This is a genomic window from Mycobacterium sp., from assembly GCF_035653355.1.
Taxonomy (GTDB): Bacteria; Actinomycetota; Actinomycetes; order Mycobacteriales; family Mycobacteriaceae; genus Mycobacterium.
This window is the reverse complement of record NZ_DASRBZ010000337.1, coordinates 1-14,353: the sequence shown is the minus strand read 5'-3', so window position 1 is coordinate 14,353 and position 14,353 is coordinate 1. Positions and strand designations below refer to the sequence as shown.

General features: G+C 65.2%; 13 protein-coding genes and 1 pseudogene. 8 read left to right on the top strand and 6 right to left on the bottom strand.

What is annotated here, in order from left to right; all coding sequences use genetic code 11:
• Window positions 1-27 precede the first annotated feature (27 nt).
• Window positions 28-849 carry an arylamine N-acetyltransferase gene (locus VFA16_RS11695; RefSeq protein ID WP_324967966.1) on the top strand — a complete coding sequence of 274 codons (822 nt, stop codon included), beginning with the start codon at window positions 28-30 and terminating at the stop codon, window positions 847-849.
• On the opposite strand, the gene VFA16_RS11690 is transcribed toward VFA16_RS11695, so the two are convergent.
• A complete protein-coding gene (locus tag VFA16_RS11690) occupies window positions 846-1,448 on the bottom strand; it encodes a TetR/AcrR family transcriptional regulator (protein ID WP_324967963.1) in 603 nt (200 codons plus the stop codon). The two genes, VFA16_RS11695 and VFA16_RS11690, sit on opposite strands and share 4 nt — an antisense overlap.
• 97 nt (window positions 1,449-1,545) lie before the next feature.
• Here VFA16_RS11690 and VFA16_RS11685 point away from each other — a divergent pair, with 97 nt between their 5' ends.
• The 3 genes from VFA16_RS11685 to VFA16_RS11675 all read left to right on the top strand — a co-directional run bounded on the left by VFA16_RS11685 (window position 1,546) and on the right by VFA16_RS11675 (window position 4,092).
• Window positions 1,546-2,085, top strand: coding sequence for an isoprenylcysteine carboxylmethyltransferase family protein (locus tag VFA16_RS11685; RefSeq protein WP_324967962.1), 540 nt, complete (start codon window positions 1,546-1,548; stop codon window positions 2,083-2,085).
• A gap of 182 nt (window positions 2,086-2,267) precedes the next feature.
• A complete protein-coding gene (locus VFA16_RS11680) occupies window positions 2,268-3,767 on the top strand; it encodes a fatty acid--CoA ligase family protein (protein WP_324967961.1) in 1,500 nt (499 codons plus the stop codon).
• 28 nt (window positions 3,768-3,795) lie between these two features.
• Window positions 3,796-4,092, top strand: a complete 297-nt coding sequence (locus VFA16_RS11675) for a hypothetical protein (protein WP_083088752.1) — start codon at window positions 3,796-3,798, stop codon at window positions 4,090-4,092.
• A gap of 95 nt (window positions 4,093-4,187) precedes the next feature.
• Here VFA16_RS11675 and VFA16_RS11670 read toward each other — a convergent pair whose 3' ends face one another.
• On the bottom strand, window positions 4,188-4,757 hold the full coding sequence (locus tag VFA16_RS11670; RefSeq protein ID WP_324967965.1) for a TetR/AcrR family transcriptional regulator: 570 nt from the start codon (window positions 4,755-4,757) through the stop codon (window positions 4,188-4,190).
• A gap of 674 nt (window positions 4,758-5,431) precedes the next feature.
• On the opposite strand from VFA16_RS11670, the gene VFA16_RS11665 reads away from it, so the two are divergent.
• Both VFA16_RS11665 and VFA16_RS11660 read left to right on the top strand, forming a co-directional pair.
• Window positions 5,432-7,267, top strand: coding sequence for an acyl-CoA dehydrogenase (locus tag VFA16_RS11665; RefSeq protein WP_324967960.1), 1,836 nt, complete (start codon window positions 5,432-5,434; stop codon window positions 7,265-7,267).
• 191 nt (window positions 7,268-7,458) lie between these two features.
• Window positions 7,459-8,007: a nuclear transport factor 2 family protein gene (locus VFA16_RS11660; protein ID WP_324967959.1), complete on the top strand. Its 549-nt coding sequence runs from the start codon at window positions 7,459-7,461 to the stop codon at window positions 8,005-8,007.
• Window positions 8,008-8,059: 52 nt separating this feature from the next.
• Here the strand turns inward: VFA16_RS11660 and VFA16_RS11655 are convergent, their stop codons facing one another.
• Together VFA16_RS11655 and VFA16_RS11650 are read right to left on the bottom strand one after the other, a co-directional pair.
• Window positions 8,060-9,457: an aldehyde dehydrogenase family protein gene (locus VFA16_RS11655; RefSeq protein WP_324967964.1), complete on the bottom strand. Its 1,398-nt coding sequence runs from the start codon at window positions 9,455-9,457 to the stop codon at window positions 8,060-8,062.
• Between the two features lie 10 nt (window positions 9,458-9,467).
• On the bottom strand, window positions 9,468-10,565 hold the full coding sequence (locus VFA16_RS11650; protein ID WP_324967958.1) for a phenazine antibiotic biosynthesis protein: 1,098 nt from the start codon (window positions 10,563-10,565) through the stop codon (window positions 9,468-9,470).
• Window positions 10,566-10,661: 96 nt separating this feature from the next.
• Between VFA16_RS11650 and VFA16_RS11645 the strand changes: the two genes are divergently transcribed.
• Both VFA16_RS11645 and VFA16_RS11640 read left to right on the top strand, forming a co-directional pair.
• A complete protein-coding gene (locus tag VFA16_RS11645; RefSeq protein WP_324967957.1) occupies window positions 10,662-11,657 on the top strand; it encodes an FAD-dependent oxidoreductase in 996 nt (331 codons plus the stop codon).
• A gap of 69 nt (window positions 11,658-11,726) precedes the next feature.
• Complete coding sequence (locus tag VFA16_RS11640) at window positions 11,727-12,464, top strand: polysaccharide deacetylase family protein (protein WP_324967956.1); 738 nt, start codon at window positions 11,727-11,729, stop codon at window positions 12,462-12,464.
• 12 nt (window positions 12,465-12,476) lie between these two features.
• Here the strand turns inward: VFA16_RS11640 and VFA16_RS11635 are convergent, their stop codons facing one another.
• Window positions 12,477-13,949, bottom strand: a complete 1,473-nt coding sequence (locus VFA16_RS11635) for an aldehyde dehydrogenase (protein ID WP_324967955.1) — start codon at window positions 13,947-13,949, stop codon at window positions 12,477-12,479.
• A gap of 90 nt (window positions 13,950-14,039) precedes the next feature.
• Window positions 14,040-14,353, bottom strand: a pseudogene (locus VFA16_RS11630) (SAM-dependent methyltransferase); the annotation flags it as partial.

Below are 14,353 nucleotides of genomic sequence, written 5' to 3'. Positions count from 1 at the left end.
GAAGCCGGGCGCAGCGGGTCGCCGCCGATGAGGCTCGCGGCGTATTTCACCCGCATCGGCTATTCGGGACCGGCGGATGCCACGCTGGAGACATTGACCGAGCTGGTGGCCGCCCACGGGCGCAGTATCGCCTTCGAGAATCTCGACCCGTTGCTCGGTATCCCCGTCGTCGATTTGGGCCCGAGCGTGCTGGCCGACAAGCTGGTGCGCCGCCGTCGCGGTGGCTACTGCTACGAGCACAACAACCTGATGCGATATGCGTTGGAGGCCCTAGGCTTTAGTGTCGATGCGCTGGTGGCGCGGGTGGTGTGGATGAGCCCCCACGGCTTGGCTGGGCCGCCGACGGCCGAGAACCATCAGGCGCTTGCTGTGCGCATCCCCGGTGTCGACAACGTGTTTCTGGTGGACGTCGGCTTCGGCGGGCAAACCCTGTCGTCGCCAATCCGGTTGGAAGCCGGGACAACTCAGCAGACCCGACACGAGCCGTACCGGCTGCAGACTTACGGCCGGGGTTATGTGTTGGAGGCGTTGGTGCGCGATGTTTGGCAGCCGCTGTATACCTTCGCCACCGAGCCACGCCCGCTGATCGACCTCCAGGTCGGAAGTTGGTATACCTCAACGTATCCCGGGTCGCCGTTCGTCACCGGGCTCACCGCTGCGCTGGTCACCGACGATGCGCGGTGGAATCTTCGGGGGCGCAACCTCGCCATGCATTCCCATGGCGGGACCGAGCGGACCCGATTCGATACCGCCGAGCAAGTCCTCGACGCGCTGACCGACACGTTCGGGATCGACCTGTCCGGTCTGGGTGGTATCGAGGCGCGGGTGGCCGAGGTGTTGGACAGCTAGCGCGGGTTCGGATCGGTGAGATAGCGCTGCACCGTCGGCCCCACCCAGGCAACCAACTCCTCGACAGAGCTGGAGGCGATCGGCTCGATGCGAAGCTGGTAACGCGCGAACGCCAGCCCGGCCAGGTGGCTGGCAACCAGCTCGACGCGCAGTTCGGCATCGGCCACCCTGAATTCGGCCGCCACCCGCTCGGCGATCGGGCCGGCCATCGCGTCGTGCAGCACCTGGCGGGCCCGCGGCTGAATCGCTGCCGATCGCCACAACGTCAGGAACGGCTCGTAGACGCCGCCGTCGTCCCAGTGCTCGAGGAAGCGGCGCACCAGCCGCCCGCCGATCTGCTCGGTGCCCTCGTCGAGCAGCGACGCCAACTGGTGCAGTGGGTGTTCGGGGCCGGTCAGCGCCGATGCGGTGAACAGTCCCTCCTTGTTGCCGAAGAAGTAGTAGACCATCGCGACATCGACGCCGGCGTCGGCGGCGATGGCCCGGACGGTCGCCTGCTCGTAGCCCTCGCGCATGAAACGGTCCCGCGCAGCGTCGATGATGCGCTGCTTGTTCTGTTGACCGGTCCGCCACCGGCCCGCGCGAGGGGCCTCCGACATGCCTGGCAGCTTACTTCAACAAGTGTTGATCTTTAGCCGAAGCGAGCGTACCCTCATTGTTCAACGGTGGTTGAAGTATCGAAATGGAGGTCTGGCAATGGTGGCGGACACGCAAGAACGGCGGCTGTGGTGGCGGCATTTGATGTCGGTTCTGCTTTTCCCGGTGACGGTGACGCTGGTGATTCCGGCGCTGATCACGCCCTGGGCCGACGTGCGGGCGCCGGATCTCGGGGCCCTGTGGAACGTTGTCCTCGTGACGCTCGGCGGCCTACTGATCGCCGTGGGGTTGGGGCTGCTGATCTGGACGGTGGTGCTGTTCGACCGCTTCGGCGAGGGAACGCTTGGTCTCGGCGAAGTGATGGGCGAGCCGGTGCACCTCGTCGTGCGTGGTCCCTATCGGCATGTGCGTAACCCAATGATCACCGGTGTGCTGTGCATTCTGCTCGGTGAGGCAGCCATCGCCGCCTCGGCTTGGCCGCTGGCGTGGTTTGCGACGTTTCTGGTGTTTCAGGCGACCGCCATCCGGTTCTGGGAAGAGCCGCATCTCGCCGAGCGCTACGGCAGCGAATACCTGGAGTATCGCCGCAATGTGCCGCGCTGGATCCCACGAATCTCAGCGTGGAAGCCAAGCACGTAGACGTCGTACGGAGCTCGGCTCGGCTGCTTGTCCAGTTCCCGCCCGGCGGCGCACCGCTTCGCGGGCGCAGCACCCCGAAGGGCATATCGGTTAGGTGGTCTACAATACAGTTTTGGGCGTCAGTGTCACGTCCTACCCGATGACCGAATTCGAAAAGGGTTGCAGCCCAGAAGGATTCGAGGATGAGCATTTCGTTACTTCTCGAGATGGCTGTGTCGAGCAACCCCGACCGAACGGCCGTGGTCTGCGGCGACGTCCGGTTGACCGCCCAGCAATTGAGCGACCTCGCCGACGGCGGCGCGGGCGTCATCGCCGAATCGAATGCCCAGCATGTGGCCTATGTCGGCACCGGTGGCGCGATGCTGCCGTTGCTGATCTTCGCCTCGGCACGTGCCGGGCTGGCGTTCACCCCGATCAACTACCGGTTGTCTGCCGAAGGTATCCAAACGCTGATCCGGCGGCTGCCCGAACCGCTCGTGATCGTCGACAGCCGTTACCGCGAGATGGTGGGCGATGCCGGCCGGCAAACGCTGCTGTCCGACGAATTCCTGAGTGCCGCCGGCACCGCCGCGCCGGCCGCGGAGTTTCCCGACCCCGATGCGGTTGCGATCGTGTTGTTCACGTCGGGGACCACCTCGCAGCCCAAGGCGGTCGAGCTGTCTCACAACAACTTGACCAGCTACATCACCGGCACCGTGGAATTCGACTCGGCCGAGCCCGACGACGCCGCGCTGATCTGCGTGCCGCCCTACCACGTCGCCGGGGTGGGCGCTGCGCTGTCGAACCTCTACGCCGGCCGCAAGATGGTCTACCTTCCCGACTTCGACGCCGAGGACTGGGTGCGGCTGGTCAACGCCGAACACGTCACCACCGCGACCGTGGTGCCCACGATGCTCGACCGCATCGTCCGGGTACTAGAGCAAGGCGGCCACGAGCTACCGTCGCTGCGCAATCTGGCCTATGGCGGCTCGAAGGTGGGGTTGCCGCTCGTGCGGCGGGCCCTCGAGCTGCTGCCGAACGTCGGTTTTGTCAACGCCTACGGCCTGACCGAGACCAGTTCGACGATCGCCGTGCTCACGCCAGACGATCACCGTGAAGCCCTGGCTGCATCCGAGTCCACGGTCGCGAAGCGGCTCGCGTCGGTCGGCCAAGCGGTGCCGGGCATCGAACTGCAGATCCGCGACGAGGACGGCACCGTGCTCGGCCCGGGCGAGACGGGGGAGTTGTTCGTCCGTGGCGATCAGGTCTCCGGCCGGTACGCCGGGGTCGGCTCGGTGCTCGACGAGGACGGCTGGTTCCCGACCAAAGACATCGCCACGCTGGACGAGGACGGTTACCTGTTCATCGGCGGACGTAGCGACGACACCATCATCCGCGGCGGCGAGAACATCGCACCGGCCGAGCTCGAGGACGTGCTGATCGAACATCAGCAGGTGCGCGACGTGGCAGTGGTAGGCGTCGACGACCCGCAGTGGGGCCAGGCGATCGTCGCGGTGGTTGTCCCAGCGGAAGGCGCCGACCCTGACCCCGATGACCTGCGCGCATACGTCCGCAAGAGCTTGCGGGGTTCGCGTACGCCGGACCGGGTAGTGTTTCGTGACGAGCTGCCCACCAATGCGACCGGCAAGGTCCTGCGCCGCGTGTTAGTCGATGAACTTCGAGCCGCGCCGGCCGAGCAGTAAAGGGAAGCGACCAGTAGAGGACCACGCCATGATCAAGAACGGAACCCGCCTCGCCAGCCAGGTGTGCGACACCCAGGTGATCGTCGTCCGGACCGCCGACAGCCTGGAGGACCTGCGCTGCGGCGGTGCCCCGATGGTGCCGATCGGCGCCGAGCGGTCGGGCGAGCTGAATCCGGCATTCGCCGACGGCACCGTGATGGGCAAGCGCTACGTCGACGAGAACGGCGCCGAAGTACTGGTGACCAAGGCGGGCGCCGGCACGCTGACCATCGGCGAGACCCCGCTGCAACTCAAAGAGGCCAAGCCGCTGCCGGCCAGCGACTAACCTCCAGCGGTGTTCGCCGGGCCCTGCCCGGCCACCTGAACCAAAAGCGCCTAGCGAGCCAGCGCGTCGGGAGCCTTTTGCGTCTGCTCGCGGGACTAGCGGTGCGGTACCCCGTTCCGGCGGACGAAATCCCTTGCCTTAATGAGGAATTCGAGCTGATCGACGACTTCGCGCAGCGGTCCGGCGCTGCGCGTCGAGCGGCACAAAACGACGGCGCCCTCCAAGGCGGCGATAGACGTTACCGCCAGCGATTCTGCGTCGGCCTGCTCAAAGCCGTCGGCGATAAAGGCCCGGCTCAGTGCCGTGCGCCAGCGGTCGAAAATCCGGCCCGCCTCGGTGGTCAGCCGCGGTTCATCGTCGCCGCAACCGATCGCTGCGGCCACCACGGGACAGCCGGCATTGAAGTCGCTGTCGGCCAGCAGATGTTCCCAGTACTCGACGAAGTGATGTACCAGGGCCATCGCGCCCCGGTCGGCGGCGGCATCGATGGTCGCGGTGATCGCATCACCGGAGTAGCGCAGTGCCTCGGCGAGAATCTGGTTGCGGCCGTTGGGAAAGTGGTAGTACACGGAGCCCCGCGGCGCGCCGCTGCGGGTCAGTACCTCGTCGATGGTGACGCCGGCCGCGCCGCGCTCACGCATCACCTCAGCGGCGGTGACCAGCATGTTGGTGCGGGTGTCCCCACGTTTCTTGCGCGCGGCGTCTACTGCCGTCGACACGATCGCCGTCCCCCTTGATGCCGGATCGTTATGCAGCGGGCGAGTGACGAAGCTGCGGGGCGCGCCAGCGCAGGTTTCGCCGGCGGAACGGGACGCCACGCAATGGCTGGCTGCGCTGGTCGGAAACCTCACGAGTGAACCGGTAGCCCGCAACGTTGAGCTCGATAACCCACATCGTTATCTCCTGACTCACAGGCCGGAGGGGCCGACCCATGATTATGCACAAAAGCATACAACATACAGATTTGCTAAACAAATAGGTGCTCGCATCCTGGGCCTGCGACGTGTCGCAACAGTCCGGCCAGCGACTCGACCAAGCTGAATATGTAGCTTTGCATAGTCCCAGTTCCCGGGTTGACCGCTGCCAGCTCCCACACACCATCGCCGATCGCGCTGCGCCGTTGGGCGTCAAAGCCACCCTCGCCTCGGCGCAGCTGGCACGCGAACACGGTGAACTGGCCCCATCGACCGGTTGCGGCCGGATTTGCCTGCGCTTTTCGGCGCCGCTGATGCCGCCGAAGGTGTGCAGTCCTTCATCGAACGTCGCCAAGCCCGGTTCCGGGCCTTTAAAAGGGCTCCGAGCGCGTTACGCTCGGCCCAGCGAAGCGGGGAGGCGCCCAATGGGCCATTACAAGAGCAACGTGCGCGATCTGGAGTTCAACCTTTTCGAGGTGCTCAACTTAGAAAAGGCGCTCGCTGCTGGCGCTTTTGGAGACTTGGATGGCGATTCGGTGCGACAGATGCTGACCGAGGCGGCGCGCCTGGCCGAGGGACCGGTGGCCGAGTCTTTCGCCGACGCGGACCGCCACCCGCCGACATTCGATCCCGAAACCCATGCTGTGACCCTGCCGGAGTCGTTCAAGAAGTCCTTGCGCGCCTGGCGGGATGGTGAATGGTTCCGCGTCGGCCTCGACGAGCACGTCGGCGGTGTGCCCGCACCGTCGATGGTCAGCTGGGCGATCAATGAGCTGGTGCTCGGCGCCAACCCCGCGGTGTACATGTATATGTCTGGCCCCGTGCTTGCGGACATCCTCTATCACATCGGCAACCAGCAACAACGGTATTGGGCAACGCTGGCCATCGACCGCAAGTGGGGCGCCACCATGATGCTCACCGAACCCGATGCCGGTTCCGATGTCGGCGCCGGGCGGACCAAGGCCATGGATCAGGGTGACGGCACCTGGCACATCGAGGGCGTCAAGCGGTTCATCACCAACGGCGACACCGACGACCTATTCGAGAACATCATGCACATGGTGCTGGCCCGCCCGGAGGGCGCCGGACCGGGCACCAAGGGTCTCAGCCTGTTCCTGGCTCCGAAATACCTCCCCGACCCCGAGACCGGTGAGCCGGGTAAGCGGAACGGCGTGTTCGTCACTGGCCTGGAGCACAAGATGGGCCTGAAGGCTTCAGCAACCTGCGAGGTAGCGCTCGGCGGGCACGGAGTTCCCGCCACCGGCTGGCTCATCGGCGACACCCACAACGGCATGGCGCAGATGTTCAAGCTCATTGAGTACGCGCGAATGATGGTGGGCACCAAGGCGATCTCGACATTATCGACGGGCTACCTCAATGCATTGGACTTCGCCAAGACACGGGTGCAGGGCGCCGACATGACCGAGATGACCGACAAGAATGCCCCGCGGGTCACCATCATTCACCACCCCGACGTGCGCCGGGCGCTGCTGACGCAGAAGTCATACGCCGAGGGGCTGCGGGCGCTGTATCTGTACACCGCGGCCCACCAGGACACGGAGGTCGCGGGCATTATTTCGGGGGCGGACGCCGAGCTGGCCCACCGCGTCAACGATCTTCTGCTACCGATCGTGAAGGGTGTGGGTTCCGAGCGGGCCTACCAATGCCTCACCGAATCGCTGCAGACGCTGGGCGGCTCGGGGTTCCTGCAGGACTATCCCATCGAGCAGTACATCCGGGACGCCAAGATCGACAGCCTTTACGAGGGCACTACCGCGATCCAGGCCCAGGACTTCTTTTTCCGCAAGGTCGCCCGGGACCAAGGGGTCGCCCTGCAACACGTGCTGGGGCAGATACAAGGCTTCCTCGACAATGCGGACGCCCGGGCGGAACTGGCCGACGCGCGATCGGCTTTGGCCGCCGCGCTGAAAGACCTGCAGGCTACCGTGACCGCGATGATCGGCTACCTGATGGAGTCGCAGCACAACGCCCGCGAGCTGTACCGAGTGGGCCTGGTGTCGGTGCCCTTCCTGCTCGCCGTCGGTGATCTGCTCATCGGATGGCTGTTGCTACGGCACGCTGAAATCGCACTGGGCGCACTGGACCGCGACCCGGCATCCGCGGACCGCACCTTCTACATCGGAAAGGTGGCTGCCGCAAAGTTTTTCGCCAAAAACGTACTTCCTCGGCTTAGCGCCGAGCGCCGGATCGTGGATAACGTCGACCTTGCTCTGATGGAACTGCGCGAAGAGGCTTTCTGAGCACCCGAACGACGCCGAAGGTGCAGCTGCCCAGGTACTTCTGCGGCTAACCGTTTACCGCGGCGAGGCGATCGCTTGTCCGAATATTGACCAAAGGACGTGAGCAGGGCTGGTTAATAAATGGTGAACTGATGGTAAACTGACGGTGCTTTTTGCTCGACACCCACGCACCACAACCGAGAGGTGTGGTCATGCCGGACTTGCCGCCCATCGTTCTCGACAGTGATGTCGATCCCGCAGACCGGACAAGCGCGATCGACTTCATCAACCGCGTCAACTTGCTGTTCGATGCCGGTGCTATCGATGCGATGCTCGAGGCCTTCTTGCCGGATTGCGTCATGTACCACACCCAGGGCGTCAATCGCGGTCGGGCCGAAATGCGGCGCTTTTTCCAGCAGGCGTACCCGTACAGCGTCCCGGGCGTCAGCCGGCTGGCGACCAACCCGATCGTCGACCGTGACGGTGACGGAGTGATCGTCCGCTACCACAACCTTCTCGTGCGCTACGCCGCGCCGGACTCTGTGCCGGGCATGGTTACCGCCGAGGTACTCGGAAGTCCGGGTGAGCTACCTGCGATCTGGGTCTACTCGGCGATGACGGACCGGCTGCGCCGAACGGATCGTGGGTGGCGGATTTTCGAACGCCACGTCGGCCCGACAACCATGAATGACCGCCTGCGTCCGATCACGTCCGGCCCCGGTTACTTCGACCCGTACCTGCACCGGGCACTAGCACGATGACGTCCCTGAGGCGGACTCGACAATCAACGTTGAATCGCCCACGAGCGTAGCTTCAGTCCCGAATAAAACCCTTGGTGCGCATCAGAAAATCCGCCAGGAACCCATCGTGCGGGATCTGGTGTGCGCTGTAGTAGGTCGGGTGCCGGCCGCAGTAAACGTTGGCGACGGTCGGCTCGGCCAGTAGCGCGTCGATCAGCGCTTCGTCGTCGGTGATGGCCGTGACGACCAGGGAGTGCCGCAGCGCAGCCGTGCCGTCGTCCCGCGACCACGGCGACACCCACACGCACGGGAACGGCAGTTCGGTGTTGAGCTTGTCGACGTCGGGTCTGGCCAGCACATGTACAGCGGGGCGGAGGGCGGCACAGTCGTTGCCAAGTGTGGCGACCACGCGATCGGCGCCAAGCAACGGCGTCGTTCCGGCGGATTGGGCGGCAAGATAGTTCGCGATCTGCTGGGCCTTGTCCGCACTCTGCGTGGGCAGGATCGCTCGCTCGTCCTCGGTCGGAAGCGGCTCGATCGTCGACAAGCGCTCGGCGATCGCCTGCGCGAGCGGAGCGGGGTCACCTTCATAGAGCACGGCGGTGGCGTTGACGCACGCCATCCCACCCAGGTTGGCGATCGAGTCCACGACGACATCGAGGTGGTCGCGCCAATCCTGCTCTGCGGTGATCAGAATCTTGGCCCGTCCTGGGCCGTTGACGAACACCGTCGGATCGTTGGCGTAGGTGTCGACGAGGTGCTGGTCACCGTAGACCATGGCCAGGTCGGCCGACCGGATGATCTCGTCGGCTCCGCCATGGTCCGTCGGCAGATATGTCGCGTCCTCCGGCCGAAATCGACTGTCCCTCAGGGCGTGTATGAGCCGGTGCGCGGTGAACGGCTCGCGGCTCGACGGGCGGATCGCCACCCGGTAGCCCAGCGCCAGCGCCTGGGGCCACAGGGCGTGAATCCCGGGCCCGTTTCCCGAGGCATGGACGGCGAACACCTCGCCGCGGCGGGCCCACACGGCCCCACCGCTGCGGGTGCCCGCCTCCCGCCAGTCCAGCGCCGCCCCGGCAGGACGAGCCGGCCGCACCGCATCGAATGCCGACGCGACACCGTCGGCGACCTGGCGGGCCCCGGCACGGGTCACCGTGATCGGCAGCCCCGAAACCCGGCTGGCTAGTTCGACGTAGGTGTCGAAGTCCAGGCCAGCGATCACCGCCGTCGCGAACGCATCAGCGGCAGCGGAGAGCGCGGCCTGGCGCTGGACGAGCGGCAACGGTTCCGCTTTGCGCTGCGCGCTGATGCTGCGCGAAACATAAAGCGGCGGCGCCATACTCAGCTCGGCAACCGGCACGCCTGTCGTGGTGGTGATAACTTGGCGGTTCCGCGTCCGGTACGGCCCGCCCGGGCCGAGTGCGTCGAGGAACACTAAATCGGTTGCAGCACTGGTTTGTTCATTGGTCAGCGACGTCACGTCAATACACACCTTCGATGACAGCCTCACCGTCGAATGTCGCCACCGGCCGCACCTCGCTGAGCGAATCGCCGATCTGTCCTGCGGGTCCCAGCATTCGGATTGCGGTATCGCGTTCCAGGTTGTTCGGGATGAACATTCCCTTGCTGAGGTGGTTCATCACCACCTGGCCGCGTTGCCCGTAGGGCACCTGGTCGCCGGTGTCGGGGTCCACCACCCAGAACACCACATACGGTGTGCGCGGATCGAAAACGAACGACTCGCCATCCTCGGCGGTACGGGTGGTGGCCTGCGACAGGATCATGGTGCTGCCGAAAACCATCGTGATCATGGTTTCCGGGAAGATTCCTCGAAGCAGATCCAGGGTGTCGGTGTCCACATGGGCGCCGCTGAGCAACACGTAGCGGATCTTCTCGTTCACCAAGTCCACCAGCTCATCGCTGCGCGCGATCATCTCCAGCAGCGGGGGAGTGGTGTGCATATTGGCGACGTTCTGGCTGCGCAGAATGTAGACGGCTTGCTCGACCACATGGTCGACGTAGGCAGACACGTCGGATGCGGCGTTACGCGCTGCAATCTTTTTCACCCAGCGGGGGTCGAGATCGATCGAGTGGAAAATCGAGCCGAGCCGAGTAGAGACAAGACGGGAAAAATAACCGACCCCATGCGGTCCGGTGGGCATCATGCACAGGAAGCCGCGCCCGGGCAGGAAGCCGCCCGCAGTGAAATCCTCAGTCTGCCAGCGCGCGACTTGATCGATCCAATCGGGCAGTTGCACAGTCCGTTTGGGAGGACCCGTCGTGCCGCCGGACTCGAAGATCTGGGGAACTGGTGGCGGTGAACCGTACCCGCGTGGAATTAGGTCCTCCACCGGCGCATCGCGCAGTTCGTTGACAAGGTTGGGAAACAAGCGCAGATCCGCAAAGCTGTTGATCTCGGTCAGCGGATCGAAGTTCAGTGTGGCGGCGATGCGCGACCAGAACGGCGATCCGGTGTCTTCGCTGAAGTGCCACGCGACCACCGCACGCAGGTAGGCTTCCGCATCTTCAACCGGCTCTGACCGGGGCACGTCCAACAACGACAGATCGACACCTGCCACGCCACCGATCTTGGCGCACCACCGACCACCCGGCAATCGCAGGCGTTGGCTCGCGAGGTCGTTACCTGACGCCCACCCACCCGACACAATAAGACCATGAGCACAGACGGCGGTCGATCGAACAACGCGGAACCCGTCGTGGTGGTCGGCGCCGGGGTAAGCGGACTGACCACAGCGATCTGTCTGGCTGAGGCGGGCTCGCCGGTGGAGGTGTGGGCGGCAGAGCCGCCAGCGCAGACCACCTCCGTCGTCGCAGGAGCCCTCTGGGGACCTGCCTTTCAAGAATCGCCCACTCAAACCCTGGCATGGATGGCGGTGTCACTGCGCGAGTTCCAGCAGTTAGCAACGGCTCCCGACACCGGAGTGCGGTTGGCGCCGGTGCTAGCGGTAGGCGACTTAGCGGACATCGACAAGCTGCCGCCGCAGGCCTGCCTGATTCCCGACCTTCGGCGCTGCGCGGACGAGCAGATTCCGGCGGGGTTCCGTCATGGGTTTCACGCGACCATGCCGCTGATCGACATGCCGCGCTACCTGGAGTACCTGGTGGACCGTCTGTCGGCGGCCGGCGGTCACATCGAGATGCGCCGGGTGGAGTCGTTGGCCGATGCCGCCGAGTCCGCGCCGATTGTGGTCAACTGCGCCGGTCTTGGCGCTCGGGAACTCGCCGGCGACGACACATTGGAACCGATGTTCGGCCAGCACGTCGTGCTGAGCAATCCGGGGCTGGACCAGGTGTTCATCGAATTGACCGAGGCCGCGGAATGGACGGGCTACTTTCCGCATCCCCAGCGAGTGGTCTGCGGCGGGATCAAGGTGCCGGGCCGCTGGGACCGAACGCCCGATCCCGAGGTAACCGAGCGGATTCTGCAGCGATGCACGGCGGTCGAGCCGCGCCTCGCCGACGCCGAGGTGATCGAGATCGCCACCGGGCTGCGCCCGGGCCGGCCCGCCGTGCGGGTCGAGGTTGAGCCGCTTGGCTCGGCGCGCTGTGTGCACAACTACGGCCACGGCAGCAACGGGGTCACCCTCTCCTGGGGTTGTGCCCGGCAGTCTGCGAAACTGGCAGTGGCGTCAACAGCGTCAAGGGAGTGAATCAAAGCCAAACACCAAGTGGCGCAATAGGAAAGCACCGATTCTGCGAGTCGGCGTAGCTTTGACCCTATGCCGAATATCGATCGGCGGACGATCCTGGGGGCCATTGCAACCACCTTCGCGGCGGCAGTAAGCAGGGCGGCGCAGGCAGGTGCCGGCCCGGTGCGGTGGGCGATTCCGCTGGCCCCGCTTCCCACGGCGGCCGGTGTCATCACCCGATTGCCCGGGAGTGGTAATCAGTTAGCCCTCACCGTCGACGACGGTGCCAGCGTCCCAGTCGTGGGCGCATTCGCCCAGTTCTGCCGCGACAGCGGCACTCGGCTCACCTTTTTCGTCACCGGCGCCAACCCATCCTGGTCGGCCAATGCCCCTGCGCTGCGACCAATGGTCGAGTCCGGGCAGGTCCAGATGGCCAACCACACCTGGTCACACCCATACCTCAACCGGATTGGGCTGAGCGCAGTGGCCGACCAGATTCGGCGCAACGCCGACTTTCTGCAAAGCACCTATGGCGTGGACGGCACCCCATATTTTCGCCCGCCGTACGGCGTCCACAACGGCGACATCGACCGCGTCGCCGCCGATCAGGGCTATACGACGATCACGATGTGGAGCAGTAGTCTCGGCGATTCCGCGCCGGAGAGCGAAGCCAGCCTAATTGCCTACGCCACCAAGTCGTTTCAGCCGCAGCAGATCGTGCTGGCGCATGCCAACCTGCCCACCATCACCCGCTGCTATCCGGCGCTGCTGGACCTCATCGACAGCCGCGATCTGCAGACGGTCACACTGCACGACGTCGCCGCCTAACCCGTCGCGGGGTCAGCTGTCGATCGTGTAGCCCATCGGCATCAGCACGCTCTTCTGCTGCGTGAAGTGCTCGACGCCCTCAGGCCCGTTCTCGCGGCCGATGCCGGAGTTCTTGTAGCCGCCGAACGGGCAACAGGGATCGAACGCGTACCAGTTGACGGCATACGTTCCGGTGCGGATCTTCTCCGCAATCTCGATGCCGCGCGGAATATTAGTGGTCCACACGCTGCCGGCCAGCCCGTACACCGAATCGTTGGCAATCGCGATCGCGTCGTCCTCGGTGTCGTACGGGATGATCGACAGCACCGGTCCGAAGATTTCCTCCTGCGCGATCGTCATCTTGTTGTCGACGTCGGCGAACACCGTCGGCTGCACGAAGTAGCCGCTGTCGAGCCCTTCGGGACGGCCGCCGCCGCAGACCAGCCGCGCGCCTTCCTCGATGCCCTTGGCGATGTAGCCCTCCACCCGGCTACGTTGCTTCTCCGAGATCAGCGAGCCAATCTGGGCGGCTGGGTCCGCCGGCAGACCGACCGGCAGCGCCTGCACGAAATTGCTAACCGCATCAACAATCTCGTCGTACCGCGAGCGCGGTGCCAGGATACGGGTCTGGGCCACACACGCCTGCCCGGTGTTCATGATCCCGGAGAACACCAACATCGGGATGGCAGAGGCCAGGTCGACGTCGGCGAGGACGATGGCCGCCGACTTCCCGCCGAGTTCCAGGGTGCACGGCTTGAGCAGATCCGCGGCGCGCCGACCGATCTCCTTCCCGACGGCCGAGCTGCCGGTGAAGGTGAAGATGTCGATGTCCGGGTTGGACGTCAATGCTTGGCCCGTCTCGATCCCGCCGGGAACTATCGAGAGCACACCCTCGGGCAAGCCAGCTTCGGCGAACACCTCCGCCAAAGCATTTGCGCTCAGCGGCGTTTCGGCGGCCGGCTTCAGCACCACCGTGCAGCCGGCCAGCAGCGCCGGACCCAGCTTGTTGACGGCCAGGAACAGCGGCACGTTCCACGCGACGATCGCGCCGACGACGCCGAGCGGCTCGCGATAGACGATGCTTTGCCCGTATCCGCCGTTGCGGATCTCTTTCCACTTGACCTGTTCGACGGCGGGGCCGGCGAAGAAATTCAGCGCTCCGATCGAGCTCATCCAGTGCATCGTCTCGATGGTCGTCGGCGGCTGGCCGGTTTCGTCGGCGAGCAATTTGGTGAACAGCTCCTTGCGCTCTTCCATCACCTTGAGCGCATTGGCGATGACGGCCGCGCGCTCGGCCGGCGGGGTGGAGGGCCACGGTCCGGTGTCGAATGCCTTGCGGGCCGCCGCCACGGCGGCGTCGACGTCGGCTGCAGCGGCCAGGGGCACCTTGCCGACATATTCGCCGGTTGCTGGACAGTGCACCTCGATGACATCGGAGGTCGACGGTTCGGTCCACTTGCCGCCGATAAACAGCTTGTCGTATTCAGTCTTCTGGCTGTCAGGCATATGCGCCGCTCCTCCTCATCGCTCCGCTCTGCATCGTCGCCAGCGGCATGGCGCCACCCTACCCAGCCGGAGGCAAAACGAGAACAGGTTTCAATCAACTGGCGGTTGCGGTTGCAGTACCAGCACCAGATTGCTCACCAGAAACTCCCGTAGCACCGGTGCAGAAATCATCCACCACGCCCATCGTGGGTGGTAGCGGGGGAAAGCGGCGACTAGCGCGCCGGTGCTCGCCGCCCAGTCCAGCCCGTCGGCCGCCGATACCGCGAAAAGTGACGACCCATAGTTGTTCTTGGCCGGATGACCGTGTTTTCGGGCATAGCGGGCCGCGGCGCGGGGCCCGCCCAAGTAGTGCGTCAGCCCCATCTCGTGGCCGCCGAACGGGCCGAGCCACACGGTGTAGGACA